The 15,954-nt window shown below is 67.9% G+C and carries 15 protein-coding genes; 9 read left to right on the forward strand and 6 right to left on the reverse strand.

Annotated elements, in window-relative coordinates; all coding sequences use genetic code 11:
• Nucleotides 1-58: 58 nt before the first annotated feature.
• Nucleotides 59-511 carry an META domain-containing protein gene (locus OP498_RS14115; RefSeq protein ID WP_280553976.1) on the reverse strand — a complete coding sequence of 151 codons (453 nt, stop codon included), beginning with the start codon at nt 509-511 and terminating at the stop codon, nt 59-61.
• 110 nt (nt 512-621) lie between these two features.
• Between OP498_RS14115 and OP498_RS14120 the strand changes: the two genes are divergently transcribed.
• On the forward strand, nt 622-1,026 hold the full coding sequence (locus OP498_RS14120; RefSeq protein WP_280553978.1) for a DoxX family protein: 405 nt from the start codon (nt 622-624) through the stop codon (nt 1,024-1,026).
• Between the two features lie 26 nt (nt 1,027-1,052).
• On the opposite strand, the gene OP498_RS14125 is transcribed toward OP498_RS14120, so the two are convergent.
• Nucleotides 1,053-1,493, reverse strand: a complete 441-nt coding sequence (locus tag OP498_RS14125) for a VOC family protein (protein ID WP_280548703.1) — start codon at nt 1,491-1,493, stop codon at nt 1,053-1,055.
• A gap of 91 nt (nt 1,494-1,584) precedes the next feature.
• Here OP498_RS14125 and OP498_RS14130 point away from each other — a divergent pair, with 91 nt between their 5' ends.
• The gene (locus OP498_RS14130) at nt 1,585-2,130 is read left to right on the forward strand and encodes a DNA-3-methyladenine glycosylase I (protein WP_280553979.1); all 546 of its coding nucleotides are present in this window, start codon (nt 1,585-1,587) and stop codon (nt 2,128-2,130) included.
• Between the two features lie 55 nt (nt 2,131-2,185).
• On the opposite strand, the gene OP498_RS14135 is transcribed toward OP498_RS14130, so the two are convergent.
• Both OP498_RS14135 and metE read right to left on the reverse strand, forming a co-directional pair.
• Nucleotides 2,186-2,950 carry an MliC family protein gene (locus OP498_RS14135; protein ID WP_280553980.1) on the reverse strand — a complete coding sequence of 255 codons (765 nt, stop codon included), beginning with the start codon at nt 2,948-2,950 and terminating at the stop codon, nt 2,186-2,188.
• Between the two features lie 87 nt (nt 2,951-3,037).
• Nucleotides 3,038-5,344 (reverse strand): 5-methyltetrahydropteroyltriglutamate--homocysteine S-methyltransferase, encoded by a 2,307-nt coding sequence (gene metE / locus OP498_RS14140; protein ID WP_280553981.1) that lies wholly within the window; start codon nt 5,342-5,344, stop codon nt 3,038-3,040.
• Nucleotides 5,345-5,447: 103 nt separating this feature from the next.
• Here metE and OP498_RS14145 point away from each other — a divergent pair, with 103 nt between their 5' ends.
• A complete protein-coding gene (locus tag OP498_RS14145; RefSeq protein WP_280553982.1) occupies nt 5,448-6,362 on the forward strand; it encodes a LysR family transcriptional regulator in 915 nt (304 codons plus the stop codon).
• Here OP498_RS14145 and OP498_RS14150 read toward each other — a convergent pair.
• Both OP498_RS14150 and OP498_RS14155 read right to left on the reverse strand, forming a co-directional pair.
• Nucleotides 6,349-7,965, reverse strand: coding sequence for an ATP-binding protein (locus OP498_RS14150; RefSeq protein WP_280553983.1), 1,617 nt, complete (start codon nt 7,963-7,965; stop codon nt 6,349-6,351). The genes OP498_RS14145 and OP498_RS14150 overlap by 14 nt on opposite strands.
• 3 nt (nt 7,966-7,968) lie before the next feature.
• Entirely contained in the window at nt 7,969-8,682 is a 714-nt protein-coding gene (locus tag OP498_RS14155) for a winged helix-turn-helix domain-containing protein (protein WP_280553984.1), read from the reverse strand.
• Nucleotides 8,683-9,042: 360 nt separating this feature from the next.
• Between OP498_RS14155 and OP498_RS14160 the strand changes: the two genes are divergently transcribed.
• The 6 genes from OP498_RS14160 to OP498_RS14185 all read left to right on the forward strand — a co-directional run bounded on the left by OP498_RS14160 (nt 9,043) and on the right by OP498_RS14185 (nt 15,947).
• Nucleotides 9,043-13,077 (forward strand): ribonucleoside-diphosphate reductase subunit alpha, encoded by a 4,035-nt coding sequence (locus tag OP498_RS14160; RefSeq protein WP_280553986.1) that lies wholly within the window; start codon nt 9,043-9,045, stop codon nt 13,075-13,077.
• A 192-nt stretch (nt 13,078-13,269) separates the two neighbouring features.
• Nucleotides 13,270-14,511, forward strand: a complete 1,242-nt coding sequence (locus tag OP498_RS14165) for a ribonucleotide-diphosphate reductase subunit beta (RefSeq protein ID WP_280553988.1) — start codon at nt 13,270-13,272, stop codon at nt 14,509-14,511.
• An 86-nt stretch (nt 14,512-14,597) separates the two neighbouring features.
• Nucleotides 14,598-14,906, forward strand: a complete 309-nt coding sequence (locus tag OP498_RS14170) for a hypothetical protein (RefSeq protein WP_280548720.1) — start codon at nt 14,598-14,600, stop codon at nt 14,904-14,906.
• A 64-nt stretch (nt 14,907-14,970) separates the two neighbouring features.
• A complete protein-coding gene (locus OP498_RS14175) occupies nt 14,971-15,096 on the forward strand; it encodes a hypothetical protein (protein WP_280548722.1) in 126 nt (41 codons plus the stop codon).
• 13 nt (nt 15,097-15,109) lie between these two features.
• Entirely contained in the window at nt 15,110-15,325 is a 216-nt protein-coding gene (locus tag OP498_RS14180; RefSeq protein WP_280553989.1) for a DUF3565 domain-containing protein, read from the forward strand.
• A gap of 31 nt (nt 15,326-15,356) precedes the next feature.
• Nucleotides 15,357-15,947: a DNA polymerase ligase N-terminal domain-containing protein gene (locus OP498_RS14185; RefSeq protein WP_280553990.1), complete on the forward strand. Its 591-nt coding sequence runs from the start codon at nt 15,357-15,359 to the stop codon at nt 15,945-15,947.
• Nucleotides 15,948-15,954 lie beyond the last annotated feature (7 nt).

The following is a 15,954-nucleotide window of genomic DNA, read 5'->3' on the forward strand; positions in this document are numbered from 1 at the left end:
AGCCACAAGGGCCCGCCATTGGCGGGCCCTTGTCGTTTACGGGTCGGTCGTTGTCAGGTCAGTCAACGCGGCGCCAGCCGCCCAATACCCGCTGGTCAGGGCCGAAGAACACCAGCCGGTCGTGGTCGATCAGGTAGCGGTAGGCACGCTCCAGCATGCCGGTCACCCGGGCGGCATCCTGTGCCTGTGGGCAGGCGCGGCGGGTGGTGGCCAGCTCCGAGAAGGCGATGCGGTTGTTGTCGCCGAGCACGGCCCGGCCGGTCAGCCGGTTGCAGCCATCGCTGCCGCTGACCCGGCCGTCACGGTCAATCACGAAGTAGGGACGCTCCGGCATCTCGAGGCGCTCGTTGGTGCCCACCAACAGCAGGTTCCAGCGCTGGTCGACCACCGGGCCCTCGAACCGGGCCGCGGGCTCGCCGGCGACCTGGGGGGCCGGGCCACCACCGCAGGCGGCCAGCAGCAGCGCGCCGGCCGCCATCAGCAGAGTGTTGCGTAACGGTTTGATCATCATGGTATCTTCCTTGAGGCGCGAGGCGATTGCCCAGGCGACAAGCTTGCCCCAGCCGGGGCCTCGAGACAATTCCCCCGCGCCCCATTCCTTGTTCCCCCATGAGGCCCCGCATGCTTCACGCGCTCCATAACGATGCCCTCGGCAAGCTGATCCTGCGACTCAATGTGGCGGGCCTGCTGCTGCCTCACGGGCTGACCAAGCTGCTCAACCCGGGCAGCCTGACCGGGATCGGCAACACCCTGGCCGGCCAGGGCCTGCCGACCGCGCTCGCCTACGGCGTGCTGATCGGCGAGGTGGTGGCGCCGCTGATGGCGCTGATCGGCTGGCGAAGCCGCGTGGCGGGGCTGCTGATGGCCGCCAACATGGTGGTGGCCATCTTCCTGGTGCACATGGACGAGCTCACGGCCTTCAACGGCAATGGCGGCTGGGCCCTGGAGCTGCAGGGCTTCTTCCTGTTCGGCGCCGTGGCGCTGGTCTTCCTGGGCAGCGGACGGATGGCCTGGCGGCCCGATTGATACAATATCCAGCTTTCACCTGGAGATCACCAGGTTCCGGTGTTCTCCATGGAAGCCCAGGGCTCCTTGGGCTCCTGGGGATCGCCCTTCTGGAGCAACTCGACGGAGATGCCGTCGGGGCTCCTGACGAAGGCCATGTGGCCGTCCCGGGGCGGACGGTTGATGGTCACGCCGTTCGCCTGCAGGTGCTCGCAGAGGGCGTAGATGTCGTCCACCCGATAGGCCAGGTGGCCGAAGTTGCGCCCCCCGGTGTATTCCTCCGGATCCCAGTTCCAGGTCAGCTCCAGCTCCGGCGCCTTGAGCTCGGCGGAGCGGGCCTCGTCTTCCGGGGCAGCCAGGAAGACCAGGGTGAAGCGGCCCTTCTCGCTCTCCTTGCGACGCACCTCGGTCAGGCCGAGCAGGTCGCAGTAGAAGTGCAGCGAAGCGTCGAGGTCGCTGACCCGAACCATGGTGTGAAGGTATTGCATGGACGTTCTCCCGGTTCACAGTTGATAAGGATGGCTTCATCCTGGCAAGTCACGACTCCCCTGCCAATCCCGACCACGAGGCAGCAGCCCCATGAGCCATTACTGCGACCTGGCCCCCGGGCATCCGTTCCACGGCCCCTATCACGACCACGAATACGGCTTCCCGGTGGACGACGACCGCACCCTCTTCGAGCGCCTGGTGCTGGAGATCAACCAGGCGGGGCTTTCCTGGCTCACCGTGCTGAAGAAGCGCGAGGCCTTCCGGGCCGCCTTCGAGGGCTTCGACATCGACCGCATCGCCGCCTATGGCGAAGCCGAGCGTGCGAGTCTGCTGGCGGATGCCGGCATCATCCGCAACCGTCTCAAGGTCGATGCCGTGATCCACAATGCCGGAGTGGTGCAGGCGCTGCAGGCCGAACACGGCAGCCTGCGCGCCTGGCTCGACCACCACCATCCACTGGACCACGCCGCCTGGGTGCGCCTCTTCCGGCGCACCTTCCGCTTCACCGGGCCGGAAATCGTCGGCGAGCTGCTGATGAGCACCGGCTACCTGCCCGGCGCCCACCGCGACGATTGCCCGGTGCAGGCGCGCATCCTGGTCGCGGGGCCGCCATGGGCGCACCCGGACGCCCAATGAGAATAACCACTACCGCCCACGCGCGAGCTGTGAAGCACAGTAACGCCCAGGAGTTTCAGGGCGCGATGCCCTGGCCGCAGCCCCGATACTGCTCGCCGTCGATGCTCAGGGTGACCCGCGCCGGGAAGGGTTGGCCGCTCATGCTGTCGAAGCAGGCCCGCGCCTCGAGGCGCAGCTCGAAGGGCGTGTCGGCCCGGCCACTGGCCAGGATCATCCGCCCCTCGCCGTTGTCCAGGGTGGTCACCCGGTAGGGCAGGGTCATCTTGCGCTCCCCGTAGTCCAGCACCAGGGTCGCCTCGGGCCGGTCGCTGGCCAGGTTGACCACCCAGCCCGGCTCGTTGCCGCGGGCATGGAACATGGTGCCCGGCCGCTGGCGACGGGTGAGCACCTCCTGGTTCAGGTCGCGGGTGCAGTCGAGCCGCCCGGTGGCGCTCTCCACCACCGCCTGGTCGCCCTTGTTCCAGAAGCTCAGCTCGCCCTGTTGGTAGCGGGCACCGCTGGCCACCACCGCCGGCGGCAGCCGGTAGGCCCCATGGGCGGACCAGAGTCGCAGCTCATCCTCGGTCACCGCGGTGACCAGGTCCTGAGCCGGCGTGCAGCGCCAGGCGGTGAACGCCCCGGCATCGCCGGGGAAGAAGAGCGAGGGCATCAGCGGCGCGGCGGGCGACGCCTCGGGCGCCGCATCCTCGCTGGCGGTCCCGCGATCGCTGACCTCGGGGCGTGTCGCCGCGCCGTCCGGGGTGGCGGCGCAGCCGGCAAGCCACAAGGCCGCCCCCAGCAGGGCGAGGGGGGCGGCGGCGGAAACGGTGTGACGGGACATGGCGGCTCCTTGCGTGTCGGCGATGTTCCCCGGGAGCATACCAGCCACCCTGCCCCGGCGCGCCGGCACCCGGCTCAACGCTGGGCGTCAGCCATGGCGGCGCCTCAGCTCCCGCGCCGCCTCGACCATGCTGGCCAGGGCCGGCTCCACCTCGGCCCAGCCGCGGGTCTTGAGGCCGCAGTCCGGGTTCACCCAGAGCCGCTCGACCGGGATGCGCTCGGCGGCCTTCTCCATCAGCGCCACCATCCAGGCCACCTCGGGGATATTGGGCGAGTGGATGTCGTAGACCCCCGGCCCGATGGCGTTGGGGTAGGCGAAGTCCTGGAAGGCGTCGAGCAGTTCCATCGCCGAGCGCGAGGTCTCGATGGTGATCACATCGGCGTCCAGGGCGGCAATCGACTCGATGATGTCGTTGAACTCCGCATAGCACATGTGGGTGTGGATCTGGGTCTCGTCGCGTACCCCCGAGGCGGCCAGCCGGAAGCAGGCCACCGCCCAGTCGAGGTAGCCCTGCCACTCGGCGCGGCGCAGCGGCAGCCCCTCGCGCAACGCCGGCTCGTCGATCTGGATGGCGCGGATGCCCGCCGCCTCGAGGTCGAGGACCTCGTCGCGCAGCGCCAGGGCGAGCTGCCGGCAGGTGGTCTCGCGGGGCTGGTCGTCGCGCACGAAGGACCACTGCAGCAGGGTGACCGGTCCCGTGAGCATCCCCTTCATCGGCCGCTCGGTGAGCGACTGGGCGTATTCGCTCCAGCGCACCGTCATCGCCGCCGGGCGCACCACGTCACCGAAGAGGATCGGCGGCTTGACGCAGCGCGTCCCGTAGCTCTGCACCCAGCCGAAGCGCGTGAAGGCGTAGCCGTCGAGCTGCTCGCCGAAGTATTCCACCATGTCGTTGCGCTCGGGCTCGCCGTGCACCGGCATGTCGAGGCCCAGCGCCTCCTGGCGGGCCACCACCCGGGCGATCTCCTCGCGCATCCGCGCCTCGTAGGCCTCGCGCGAGAGCTCGCCGGCCTTGAAGGCGCGCCGGTCGGCGCGAATCTCCGCGGTCTGGGGGAAGGAGCCGATCGTCGTGGTGGGGAACAGCGGCAGGGCGAGATGGCGCTGCTGGGCCACGGCACGCTCGGCGAAGGGCGACCGGCGCCGGGTATCGGCCGCCGTGACCCCGGCCAGCCGCTCGGCCACCGCGGGGCGATGCAGGCGAGGCGCCTCGCGACGCGACTGCAGTGCCCGGCTGGCGGCCTCGACGCGATCGCGGTCGGCGGCGCTGGCGCGGCCATCCAGCAGGCGCGCCAGGGTCGCCGTCTCGTCGAGCTTCTGCCGGGCGAAGGCCAGCCAGCGCCTGAGCTCGGCATCCAGCGTGGTCTCCGCGGCCAGGTCCACCGGCACGTGCAGCAGCGAACAGCTCGTGGCGATCCACAGCCGCTCGCCCAGGCGCATGCGCGCCGTGGCCAGGCGCTCGCGCCACAGCGCCAGGTCGGCCCGCCAGACGTTGCGCCCGTCGATGGCCCCCACCGAGAGCACCTTGTGGGGCAGCAGGCGATCCAGCACCGCCTCCAGCTGCGCCGGGGCACGTACCAGGTCGATGTGCAGGCCCGCGACCGGCAGGCCCACCGCCAGGGAGAGATTGTCGCCCAGGCCTCCGAAGGGGCTTGCCACCAGCAGCCTGACCGGGGCGGCCTGCAGCCGATGGTAGGCGCGCTCGAAGGCCTGCCGCCAGGCCAGGGGCAGGTCCTGCACCAGCGCCGGCTCGTCGAGCTGAACCCACTCGACGCCCTGCCCGGCCAGGCGCTCCAGCACCTCGGCATAGACATCGAGGACGCCGTCGAGCAGCGACAGTCGGTCGAAGCCCTCGCCGGCCTCGCCGCGCCCCTTGCCCAGCCACAGCCAGGTCAGCGGACCGGTCAGGGCCACCTTGACCGGGTGGCCGGCGGTCCGGGCCTCGTCGACCTGGTCGAAGAGGCGGCGGCTGGCCAGGCGAAAGGTCTGGCCGGCGTGCAGTTCCGGGACCAGGTAGTGATAGTTGGTATCGAAGTACTTGGTCATCTCGCAGGCCGCGGACGGCTCGCCGCCGGGGGCCCGGCCCCGGGCCATGCGAAAGGCAGTATCGAGATCCACCTCGCCGCGTGCCACCTCCTCCTCGGCCCCGAAGCGCCCCGGCACCGCCCCCAGCAGCACCGAGACATCGAGCACCTGGTCGTAGAAGGCGAAGTCCCCCACCGTCACCAGGTCGAGTCCGGCCTCGCGCTGGGCCGCCCAGTTCGCCAGGCGCAGGGCACGCCCGGTGGCCTCCAGGGCCTCGCGGTCGATGTCGCCCTGCCAGTAGGCCTCGGTGGCGCGCTTCAGTTCGCGATCCGCGCCGATGCGCGGATAGCCGATGACATGAGCCAGCGTCATGATGACGTCCTTTTTGCATGAATGATGTCGGGAAGGATCGCTGGCCAGCTGATGTGAATCAAACTAAACTTTCTAATCTTCAAGATGAATCAGGCTCACTCGAATGCTCGAACTTCGCCACCTGCGCACCCTGGTCGCCCTGCGCGATGCCGGCTCCCTGGTGGAGGCCGCCGAACGCGTGCACCTGACCCAGTCGGCCCTCTCCCACCAGATCAAGGACCTGGAGGAGCGCCTGGGCAGCCCGCTGTTCCTGCGCAAGACCCGGCCGGTGGAGTTCACCCGGGCCGGCACGCGCCTGCTGACCCTGGCCGAGCAGGTCCTGCCGCTGGTGCGCATGGCCGAGCGCGACCTGGCGCGGCTGGCCGGCAACGAGCAGGGGCGGCTGCACATGGCCATCGAGTGCCACAGCTGCTTCCAGTGGCTGATGCCCACCATCGACCACTTCCGCAACCACTGGCCGGAGGTGGAGATCGACATCCCCGGCGGCCACCACTTCGACCCCCTGCCGGCACTGGCCCGCGAACAGCTCGACCTGGTGATCACCGCCGACCCCCAGCCACTGCCCGGCATCCACTACGAGCCGCTGTTCCGCTACGAGGGCCTGCTGGCCGTGGCACGCCAGCATCGCCTGGCCGGCCAGCACTTCGTGACCCCGGACGAGCTGGCCGAGGAGACCCTGATCACCTATCCCGTGGAGTATTCCCGGCTGGACGTCTTCACCCAGTTCCTCGACCCCGCCGGGGTGCGGCCGAAGGAAGTGCGCACCGCCGAGCTGACGATCATGATGATGCAGCTGGTGGCCAGCGGACGCGGCGTCTGCGCCCTGCCCAACTGGGCGCTCACCGAGTACCTGGAACGCGACTACGTCAAGGCCGTGGCCCTGGGTGAGAAGGGGGTGTGGAGCACGTTGTTCGCGGCGATCCGCGAGGAGACCCGCGGCGCGCCCTGGATGGAGGACTTCCTGCGCACCGCCCGGGAGACCTCCTTCGCGGTGCTGGAGGGGATCAGGCCGGCGTAGCGTTGCGCCGCGGCAGCAGCAGGGTGAAGCGCGCCCCACCCAGCGTGGCGCTGGCATCCACCATCACGCTGCCGCCGTGCCAGGCCATGACCTTCTGCACGATGGAGAGCCCCAGCCCGTAGCCGCCGGAGCGGCGGGTGCGGCTGTCGTCCAGGCGCGCGAAGGGCTTGAAGACCTCGCTGCGCGCCGCCGCGGGAATGCCGGGGCCATCGTCCTCCACGTCCAGGCGCACCAGCCGGGGCTCGCTCTGCAGGCGCATCACGACCCGGCTGCGGGCGTGACGGCAGGCATTGGCCACCAGGTTCTGCAGCGCCCGCTGCAGGTAGCGGGGCTCCGCCTGGACCTCCACTTCCGGCCCCTCGTCCAGCTCGATGCGGATGTCACGATGCAGTGGCCGCAGCGCCTCGATGACCCGCTCGGCCATGGCGCGGCAGTCGACCAGCGAGGTCTCGAGCTCGGCGCCATTGGCCGTCTCGCTGCCCAGCCGGGCATAGGTGAGGATCTCGTCGATCAGCTCGTCGAGTTCGGTGATGTCGCCATCGACGCCCTCCAGCTGCCGACGGATCGCCGGATCGTCGGTCATGTCCTCGACCATCTGCACCGCGAAGCGGATGCGCGCCACCGGGGTACGCAGCTCGTGGGAGACGGCGCGGATCATGTCCTGCTGGGCGCGCAACAGCGACTGCACCTGGGCGGCCATGCCGTTGAAGGCCATCCCCAGGCGCCCCAGGAAGTCACCGCTCTCGACCTTGACGCGGGTATCCAGGCGCCCGCCGGCGATGCGGGTCGCCGCCAGCTCCAGCCGCGCCATGCGGGCCTCCACGCCGCGCACGATCAGGTAGATGATCGCCGCCAGCACGCCGAGCAGCAGCACCAGCAGCAGCAGCTGCAGCGAGACCGGCAGCGGCTCGAAGGCCTTCACCGGGCCGATGGCCAGCCAGCGGGTTTGGGGGTCGCTGCCGGGCAGCAGGCGGTACATCGCCATGGACCAGCGCCCGGGCAGCAGCCGGATCACCACCTCCCCCTCGGCCAGGCGGGCCAGCTGGCGGGTGTCCAGCCCCTCGGGCGGGGACTCGCTCAGCTGCAGGGGAATGCCGTCACCGGCGACCCGCGCCAGCTGGGCCCGGCGCGCATCGCCCGAGGCCTGGGCGAGCCACTCGGCGAGCAGATCGGTGAGCCCGCGCAGCTGCCGCTCGCTGAGGCTCGCCACGTCGACCTCCAGCAGCTGCTCACCACCGGGGAGCAGGCGCTGCAGGCGCCAGCCGTGCTCGCCCCGGGGCATGACCAGCACGCGGTCGCGCTCGAGGCGCGAGCGGGAGAAATAATTCAGGGACAGGTCGTCGACCGATACCAGCCGCAGGGTCATGTCGATCTGCTCGGCGCGACTCGCCAGCCAGGCCTGGCGCCCGGCCTCGGGCAAGGCATCAACCCAGGCGGTCCACACCCGCATGGGAGGCTCGACCAGCTGCTCGCGGTAGTGCTCGCGGCGTACCTGGTCGACCATGGCCAGACCCAGCAGAGCCAGCCCGAAGGTCAGCAGCAACGCCAGCGCCAGCAGCACATAGACGCGCAGGAAGGTGCTGTCGGCCAGGGTCCGAGGCATGGCTCAGCCATCCCTGACGAAGAGGTAGCCCTTGCTGCGCACCGTCTTGATGCGGTGCGGCTGGTTGGGATCGTCGCCGATCTTGGGGCGAATGCGCGAGACGCGCACGTCGATGGAGCGATCCTGACCGTCGTACTTGATGCCGCGCAGGCGGTCGAAGATCTCCTCGCGGGTCAGCACCCGGCCGGCATTGCTAGCGAGTAGCCAGAGCAGGTCGAACTCGGCACTGGTCAGGTCGATGCGCTCGCCGTCCAGCCAGGCCTCGCGGGTGGCGTTGTCGATGACCAGGTCGTGGAAGGTCAGGCGGGTCTCCTCGCCGACCTCGGCCGGTTCGGAACGCCGCAACAGGGCGCGCATGCGCGCCAGCAGCACCCGCGGCTGCACCGGCTTGGGCACGTAGTCGTCGGCGCCCATCTCCAGGCCCAGCACCTGGTCCATGTCGTCGGTGCGGGCAGTGAGCATCATGATCGGGCCAAGGTACTCGCTGCGTACCCGGCGGCAGATCGACAGGCCATCCTCGCCCGGCAGCATCAGGTCGAGGATCACCAGGTCCGGCTGCAGGGAGAGGATCCGCTCCACCCCACGGGCGCCGTCGGCCTCGACCGTGACCCGGAACCCGTTCGCCTCCAGGTAGTCGCGGGTCAGGCCGGCCAGCCGCTCGTCATCCTCGATGATCAACACGTGATCCTGTTCCTGGGCTTGCAAGCTGTCGTCCATCCTCTGTTCCATCCTGGCGGGCAGGTGAGCGGTCGCGGGGCTCCCGCGGTCGGGAGCCAACGCCAATGGCTAAAGGATACCCGAAATCCGGCATTGCGCCTTCCCGTCGCCATTTGGCGACAGGGAGTGTCTCCGTGGCCCAACGACGGGGCCTGGCGACGGGGTCCATTCTGCCCCCCGGATGGCCACAGCCAATCCACAGGTTATCCACTTGATGGGGCCCGAAAAGCACACTATCTTGTGTTTCTAATCGGTACGGATACTACATCATGTGCCTCAACAATCGACACCATGCCTGTCAACCGTCGCCCGAGAGGCGGCCATCGACCATTCGACTCACCCGTCAGGGACCCCGGCGCCATGGATACCATTGTCACACCGGACGAGCCGTCCGTTTCCGTCACCGCACCCAAGGCCCTGCGCATCATCAAGCGCAACGGCAACGTCGTGCCCTTCGATGCCGACAAGATCGCCGTCGCCATGAGCAAGGCCTTCATCGCCGTGGAGGGCGACAACGCCGCCACCTCCTCACGAGTACGCGACTTCGTCCGCCAGTCCACCGATAGCATCGAGCAGGCCTTCCAGCGCCGCATGCCCGACGGCGGCACCCTGCACATCGAGGACATCCAGGACCAGGTCGAGCTGGCGCTGATGCGGGCTGGCGAGCAGCGGGTCGCCCGTGCCTATGTGCTCTATCGGGAAGAGCACGCCCAGGCGCGCGCCGCGGCCGGCGGTGACATCGTCAAACCGCATCCCAGCCTCAACGTGACCCTCACCGATGGCACCACCCGCCCGCTGGACCTGGGCCGTATCGAGACCCTGGTGGCGGATGCCTGCGAGGAGCTGGCCAACGTCGAGGCCGGCAAGATCGTCGAGGATTCGCTGAAGAACCTCTACGACGGCGTCACCGTGGACGGCGTTTCCCAGGCGCTGATGATGACCGCCCGCACCCTGGTGGAAAAGGATCCCGACTACACCTACGTCACCGCCCGGCTGCTGCAGGACAACCTGCGCCGCGAGGCGCTCTCCTTCCTGGGCATCGCCGACGAGGCCACCTACGGGGAGATGGCCGAGCTCTACGTGCCGGCCTTCAAGGCCTATATCGCCAAGGGCATCGCCTTCGAGCAGCTCGACCCCCGGCTTGCCGAGTTCGACCTCGACCGCCTGGGCGAGGCGCTGGACCACCATCGCGACAACGCCTTCACCTACCTGGGCCTGCAGACCCTCTATGACCGCTACTTCATCCACCGCGACGAGGTACGCTACGAACTGCCTCAGGTGATGTTCATGCGGGTCGCCATGGGCCTGGCGCTGAACGAGGACGACCGCGAGGCGCGGGCCATCGAGTTCTACGAACTGCTCTCGAGCTTCGACTACATGGCCTCCACGCCGACCCTGTTCAACGCCGGCACCGTGCGAAGCCAGCTCTCCAGCTGCTACCTGACCACCGTGCCCGACGAGCTGGACGGCATCTACAGCGCCATCCGCGACAACGCCCTGCTCTCCAAGTGGGCCGGCGGCCTGGGCAACGACTGGACCCCCGTCCGCGCGCTCGGTTCCTGGATCAAGGGCACCAACGGCAAGTCCCAAGGCGTCGTCCCCTTCCTCAAGGTGGTCAACGATACCGCCGTGGCGGTCAACCAATGCTTTGCGCCCGACACCTTGGTCCATACCGCTGAAGGCCCTCGCCCCATCGAGCGGATCGAGTCCGGCGACCTGGTCCTGGGCATTTCCGGCACCTACCGCCAGGTCAAACAGCGGCATCTCTACAACCAGATGGAGACGATGGTAGCGCTCAACATCAAGCATGCCATCGAGTCAGTGCGCGTCACCGCCGGTCATCCCTTCTATGCACTGCGCGGCGTGCCCTTGGAGCAATCCGCAGAGCGCACGCTTGACTGGCTGCAGAAAGGCAAGGTATCCCCCGACTGGGTGGACGCGGGTCGCCTCCAGAAAGGGGACTATGTCGCGCAGGTCATTCCCACCGAAGTCGTCCCTGTCGACGGCTTAACGGTGGAAGATGCGCGCCTTTACGGTATCCTGCTGGGCGATGGTCATCTCTCGAAAGACGGCATGCAGTGGGGCGTGTCCGGCCACCCTGGTCGCGATTCTCATCTCGACTTCGTGCGTCACTACCTTGAAGACCGCGGCATCCACTTCTGGGAAACCTCGCGCAACGATCACTATGCCCAGATTCATTGGGCATCGGGTCATGGCGTTCGGCGAGATGCCACCACGGGAAGAATTGCCGGGGCCGGTGCTCCGACACTTCCGTTCCGCCAGGACGATATCTACGACGCCCAGCATGACAAGCACATCAGTCGTCGCTTTGCTCATTTGCCGAAAGCCCAGACACTGGCCCTGATTCAGGGCCTGCTGGAAACCGACGGTGGCGTCTCGCGGGGCACGGAAATCTATTTTACCAGCACATCGCGTGCCCTGGCCGAAAGCCTGCGTTATCAACTCCTGCGCCTCGGCATTCCCACGGCCGGACAGTACCGTGAGCGCGAACAGGCACATACGGGGCGTCGCGTCGATGGCAGCGAGATCCGCTTCGACGGCGCCTGCAAGGCCTATGACATTCGCGTACCCGCCGTTGCCGAGATTGCCGAATGGGTCGGCTGTCGACCCCTTGTCAAGCGCAACTGGCTCACCTACAACGGCCATCTTTTCTCTCGCGTGCGCAGCGTGGACACCATCACGACGCTTCCGTTTGTTTATGATCTGGAAGTCGAAGGTGACGAGTCCTACATGACCACGGCAGGACTGGCGCACAACGGCGGCAAGCGCAAGGGCGCGGTGTGCGCCTATCTCGAGACCTGGCACCTCGATATCGAGGAGTTCCTGGAGCTGCGCAAGAACACCGGCGACGACCGCCGCCGCACCCACGACATGAACACCGCCAACTGGGTGCCCGACCTGTTCATGAAGCGGGTCTTCGATGACGGCGAGTGGACGCTCTTCTCTCCTTCCACCTGCCCTGACCTCCACGACCTCTACGGCGCGGCCTTCGAACAGCGCTACGCGGAGTACGAGGCGATGACCCGCACGGGGGAGCTCAAGCTCTACAAGCGCGTCCGCGCCAAGGACATGTGGCGCAGGATGCTCTCGATGCTGTTCGAGACCGGCCACCCCTGGATCACCTTCAAGGACCCATGCAACCTGCGCAGCCCGCAGCAGCACGCCGGCGTGGTGCACAGCTCCAACCTGTGCACCGAGATCACCCTCAACACCTCGGCCGACGAGATCGCGGTGTGCAACCTGGGCTCCGTCAACCTGGCCCAGCACGTGGTGGACGGAAAACTCGACGGCGAGAAGCTGAGGAAGACCGTGCGCACCGCCGTGCGCATGCTCGACAACGTCATCGACATCAACTACTACGCGGTGCCCCAGGCGAGTCACTCGAACGCCAAGCACCGCCCGGTGGGGCTCGGCATCATGGGCTTCCAGGACGCCCTCTACGCCCAGGACATCGCCTACGCCTCCGAGGACGCCGTCGAGTTCGCCGACCGCTCCATGGAGCTGGTCAGCTACCACGCCATCGAGGCCTCTTCTGATCTGGCCGCCGAGCGAAGCCAGTACCAGAGCTTCGAGGGCTCGCTGTGGAGCCAGGGCATCCTGCCCATCGACTCCATCCAGAAGCTCAAGACCGAGCGCGGCGAGAAGTACATCGAGCTCGACGAGAGCGTCACCCAGGACTGGGACCGCCTGCGCGACAAGATCGCCGGCCAGGGCATGCGCAACTCCAACGTGATGGCCATCGCCCCGACCGCCACCATCTCCAACATCTGTGGCGTGACCCAGTCCATCGAGCCGACCTACCAGAACCTCTACGTGAAATCGAACCTCTCCGGCGAGTTCACGGTGGTCAACGCGCCCATGGTCAATGACCTCAAGGCGCGCGGGCTGTGGGACGAGGTGATGATCAACGACCTCAAGTACTACGACGGCTCGGCCCAGCCCATCGACCGCATTCCGGACGACCTCAAGGCCAAGTACGCCACCGCCTTCGAGGTGGAGCCCAAGTGGCTGGTGGAGGCCGCCGCGCGGCGCCAGAAGTGGATCGACCAGGCCCAGTCGCTGAACCTCTACATCAAGGGGGTCTCCGGCAAGAAGCTCGACGTGACCTACCGCATGGCCTGGTTCCGCGGCCTCAAGACCACCTACTACCTGCGCGCCCTGGGTGCCACCTCGGTGGAGAAGTCCACCGTCGACCGCGGCACCCTCAATGCCGTGAGCAATGGCGCTCCTGGGCCCTCGGCCAGCCCTGAACCGGCCGCCGAGCCCCCCCGCCGGGAGCCACGCGGCGTGGAGGACTTCCTGCAGGGCAAGGGCGGCCAGCGCGCACCGAGTGCCGGCGAGATCGACGAGCTGGGCTGCGAGGCCTGCCAGTAAGCCCAACCAGACACGCATTGCCGCCGGTGAAGCGAGAGGCGCCGTGGACAAGCCGAAGAGGAGGTCCTACGCCAAGGATGGCGTCGGTAGCGCCCAGGGATGGGTTCACAGCGCCTCCTCGCAGGCTTGCCGCCGGATGAGCCTCGAGCGATGAATCCATCTACGGCCCCCAATTAACTCGAGGTAAGTGACATGCTGAACTGGGACGAGTTCCACGAGGACGAGACAACCGTCGCCGAGCAACCCAAGCCGGCTCCCGCTCCGCAGCCCGCTGCCGAGCCCCAGGCCGACAACGCGGCCGTTGCCGAGAGCCGCGGCAGCTACCAGGCCGCCGAGGGCGACCGCCTGGCCCGTGCCCGCCGGTCGCTGGAGGAGCTCGACGTGGCCGCAGGCCTCGAGGAGCTGGAGATGGGTGCGGCACGCATCGAGGTCGACGACAAGCAGATGATCAATGCCCGCGCCGACCTCAACCAGCTGGTGCCCTTCAAGTACGAGTGGGCCTGGCAGAAGTACCTGGACGGCAGCGCCAACCACTGGATGCCCCAGGAAGTGAACATGAACGCCGACATCGCGCTGTGGAAGAGCGCCGAGGGCCTCACCGCCGACGAGCGGCGCATCGTCGAGCGCAGCCTGGGCTACTTCTCCACCGCGGACTCGCTGGTGGCCAACAACCTGGTGCTGGCGCTCTACCGCCTGATCACCAATCCCGAGTGCCGCCAGTACCTGCTGCGCCAGGCCTTCGAGGAGGCGATCCACACCCACGCCTACCAGTACTGTGTGGAGTCGCTGGGCATGGACGAGGGCGAGGTCTTCAACATGTACCGCGAGGTGCCCTCGGTGGCCGCCAAGTCCGCCTGGAGCCTCAAGCATACCCAGTCGCTGGCCCGCCCGGACTTCAACACCGGCACCACCAAGACCGACCAGGAGCTGTTGCGCAACCTGATCGCCTTCTACTGCGTCACCGAAGGCATCTTCTTCTACTGCGGCTTCAGCCAGATCCTCTCCATGGGCCGGCGCAACAAGATGACCGGGGTGGCCGAGCAGTTCCAGTACATCCTGCGCGACGAGTCGATGCACCTGAACTTCGGCGTGGACATGATCAACCAGATCAAGATCGAGAACCCGCGCCTCTGGACGGCCGAGTTCCAGGACGAGGTCACCCAGATGCTCCTCGAGGGCACCGAGCTCGAGATCGCCTATGCGCGTGACACCATGCCCCGCGGCGTGCTGGGCATGAACGCGGCGATCATGGAGGAGTACCTGCACTTCATCTGCAATCGCCGCCTGGCGCAGATCGGCTTGAAGGAGCAGTTCCCGGGCGCCCAGAATCCCTTCCCGTGGATGAGCGAGATCATCGACCTGCGCAAGGAGAAGAACTTCTTCGAGACTCGCGTCACCGAATACCAGGTGGGCGGCGCACTGAGCTGGGATTGAACACGTATCCTGACGCCCTGTCCGGCCACACCGGGCGGTGCGTCTTTCATGGCCCGTCAACAGGCACAACAACCGAGGGCAATCCGATGCATGCAACCCAAGCCGTAGCACGTCGCGACTCCCGGGCGTGGCAGTCTGCCCTGGACCAGGCGCTCAGCGCCCATGACAGTGAAGACGCCCTGGCCCGCTATCCCCATGTGGCCTTCGCCTTCCCCTCGGTCTCCCCCAACCCCTACTCGCGGGATTACCCGCTGCTCGATTACCGGGAACTCAAGGAGTGGGCGACCTCACGGGGCTGGCGAGTCCGGCCCGCCCCCGAGCGCGCCCCCGACGGCGAGAAGTACAGCCCGCCGGTCCGCTTCACCCGGCTGAATCAGGGGGCGAGCCGGCATTGATTCACGATGGCCGCGAGCGCTAACGTGGGGTAGGACGTCCAGGGATGACACGGAGGGCTCACCCATGACCGAGCGCAAAGCCAGAAGCGTGATCACGCGGGTCTTCGTGCCCGCCCATGTCCGCGACCTGCCCAACGGCGAGCGGGTGACGGTACCCGGCCATTACAAGGCCCCGCCGCCCCGGCGGTAGCCTGCCTACCGCCATGCAGCAGCCCATCATCGGCTATCACCTCGACGAGGAAGGCCACTGGGTCGCGGAACTCGCCTGCGGCCACAACCAGCACGTGCGTCATCAGCCGCCCTGGACCGAGCGCCCCTGGGTGACCACTGAGGCCGGGCGGCGCTCGCGACTCGACCTCGCGCTGGAATGCGTCAAGTGTGATCGTGGCGAGCCTCGGGACAACCCGCGCAGCGACTAGACTGGGGATAGCCACCGGCCGGAGGCGACCCATGGCCGCATCCCGCGACACCCCGACACGCTACCGCGAAAAGCGCGATCCGCGCCGTACCCCCGAGCCCATGGAGGACGGCCGGAAGGGCGACCGGCCGCGCTTCGTGATCCAGCAGCACGCCGCCTCCACCCTGCACTACGATGTCCGCCTCGAGGTCGATGGCGTGCTGAAGTCCTGGGCCGTGCCCAAGGGCCCCTCCACCGATCCGCGGGTCAAGCGCCTGGCGATCCCTACCGAGGATCATCCCCTGGCCTATGCCGACTTCGAGGGTGTGATCCCCGAGGGCGAATATGGCGCCGGCACCGTACTGATCTGGGATTGCGGCTACTACCGCAACCTCAAGGAGGGCGACGACCGGTCCTCGGTCGCCGAACAGCTCAAAGAGGGCCATGCCACCGTCTGGCTGGAGGGCGAAAAGCTGCACGGAGGCTATGCGCTGATCCGCACGCACCTGGCCCAGGAAGAGGGTTGGCTGCTGGTGAAGATGGACGACGAGGCCGCCGATGCGCGACGCAACCCCACGTCCACGGAGCCCGAGTCCGTGGTGTCGGGGCGCACCCTGGAGGAGATCCCCGACGGACAGCGCTGAGGCGCCA

The organism is Halomonas sp. 25-S5 (genome assembly GCF_029889845.1).
Classification (GTDB): Bacteria; Pseudomonadota; Gammaproteobacteria; order Pseudomonadales; family Halomonadaceae; genus Halomonas.

Bases quoted from the DNA above. Each gene is read 5' to 3' on its own strand.
- OP498_RS14115 (WP_280553976.1), bottom strand. From the start codon at position 511: ATGATGATCAAACCGTTACGCAACACTCTGCTGATGGCGGCCGGCGCG.
- OP498_RS14120 (WP_280553978.1), top strand. From the start codon at position 622: ATGCTTCACGCGCTCCATAACGATGCCCTCGGCAAGCTGATCCTGCGA.
- OP498_RS14125 (WP_280548703.1), bottom strand. From the start codon at position 1,493: ATGCAATACCTTCACACCATGGTTCGGGTCAGCGACCTCGACGCTTCG.
- OP498_RS14130 (WP_280553979.1), top strand. From the start codon at position 1,585: ATGAGCCATTACTGCGACCTGGCCCCCGGGCATCCGTTCCACGGCCCC.
- OP498_RS14135 (WP_280553980.1), bottom strand. From the start codon at position 2,950: ATGTCCCGTCACACCGTTTCCGCCGCCGCCCCCCTCGCCCTGCTGGGG.
- metE (WP_280553981.1), bottom strand. From the start codon at position 5,344: ATGACGCTGGCTCATGTCATCGGCTATCCGCGCATCGGCGCGGATCGC.
- OP498_RS14145 (WP_280553982.1), top strand. From the start codon at position 5,448: ATGCTCGAACTTCGCCACCTGCGCACCCTGGTCGCCCTGCGCGATGCC.
- OP498_RS14150 (WP_280553983.1), bottom strand. From the start codon at position 7,965: ATGCCTCGGACCCTGGCCGACAGCACCTTCCTGCGCGTCTATGTGCTG.
- OP498_RS14155 (WP_280553984.1), bottom strand. From the start codon at position 8,682: ATGGACGACAGCTTGCAAGCCCAGGAACAGGATCACGTGTTGATCATC.
- OP498_RS14160 (WP_280553986.1), top strand. From the start codon at position 9,043: ATGGATACCATTGTCACACCGGACGAGCCGTCCGTTTCCGTCACCGCA.
- OP498_RS14165 (WP_280553988.1), top strand. From the start codon at position 13,270: ATGCTGAACTGGGACGAGTTCCACGAGGACGAGACAACCGTCGCCGAG.
- OP498_RS14170 (WP_280548720.1), top strand. From the start codon at position 14,598: ATGCATGCAACCCAAGCCGTAGCACGTCGCGACTCCCGGGCGTGGCAG.
- OP498_RS14175 (WP_280548722.1), top strand. From the start codon at position 14,971: ATGACCGAGCGCAAAGCCAGAAGCGTGATCACGCGGGTCTTCGTGCCC.
- OP498_RS14180 (WP_280553989.1), top strand. From the start codon at position 15,110: ATGCAGCAGCCCATCATCGGCTATCACCTCGACGAGGAAGGCCACTGG.
- OP498_RS14185 (WP_280553990.1), top strand. From the start codon at position 15,357: ATGGCCGCATCCCGCGACACCCCGACACGCTACCGCGAAAAGCGCGAT.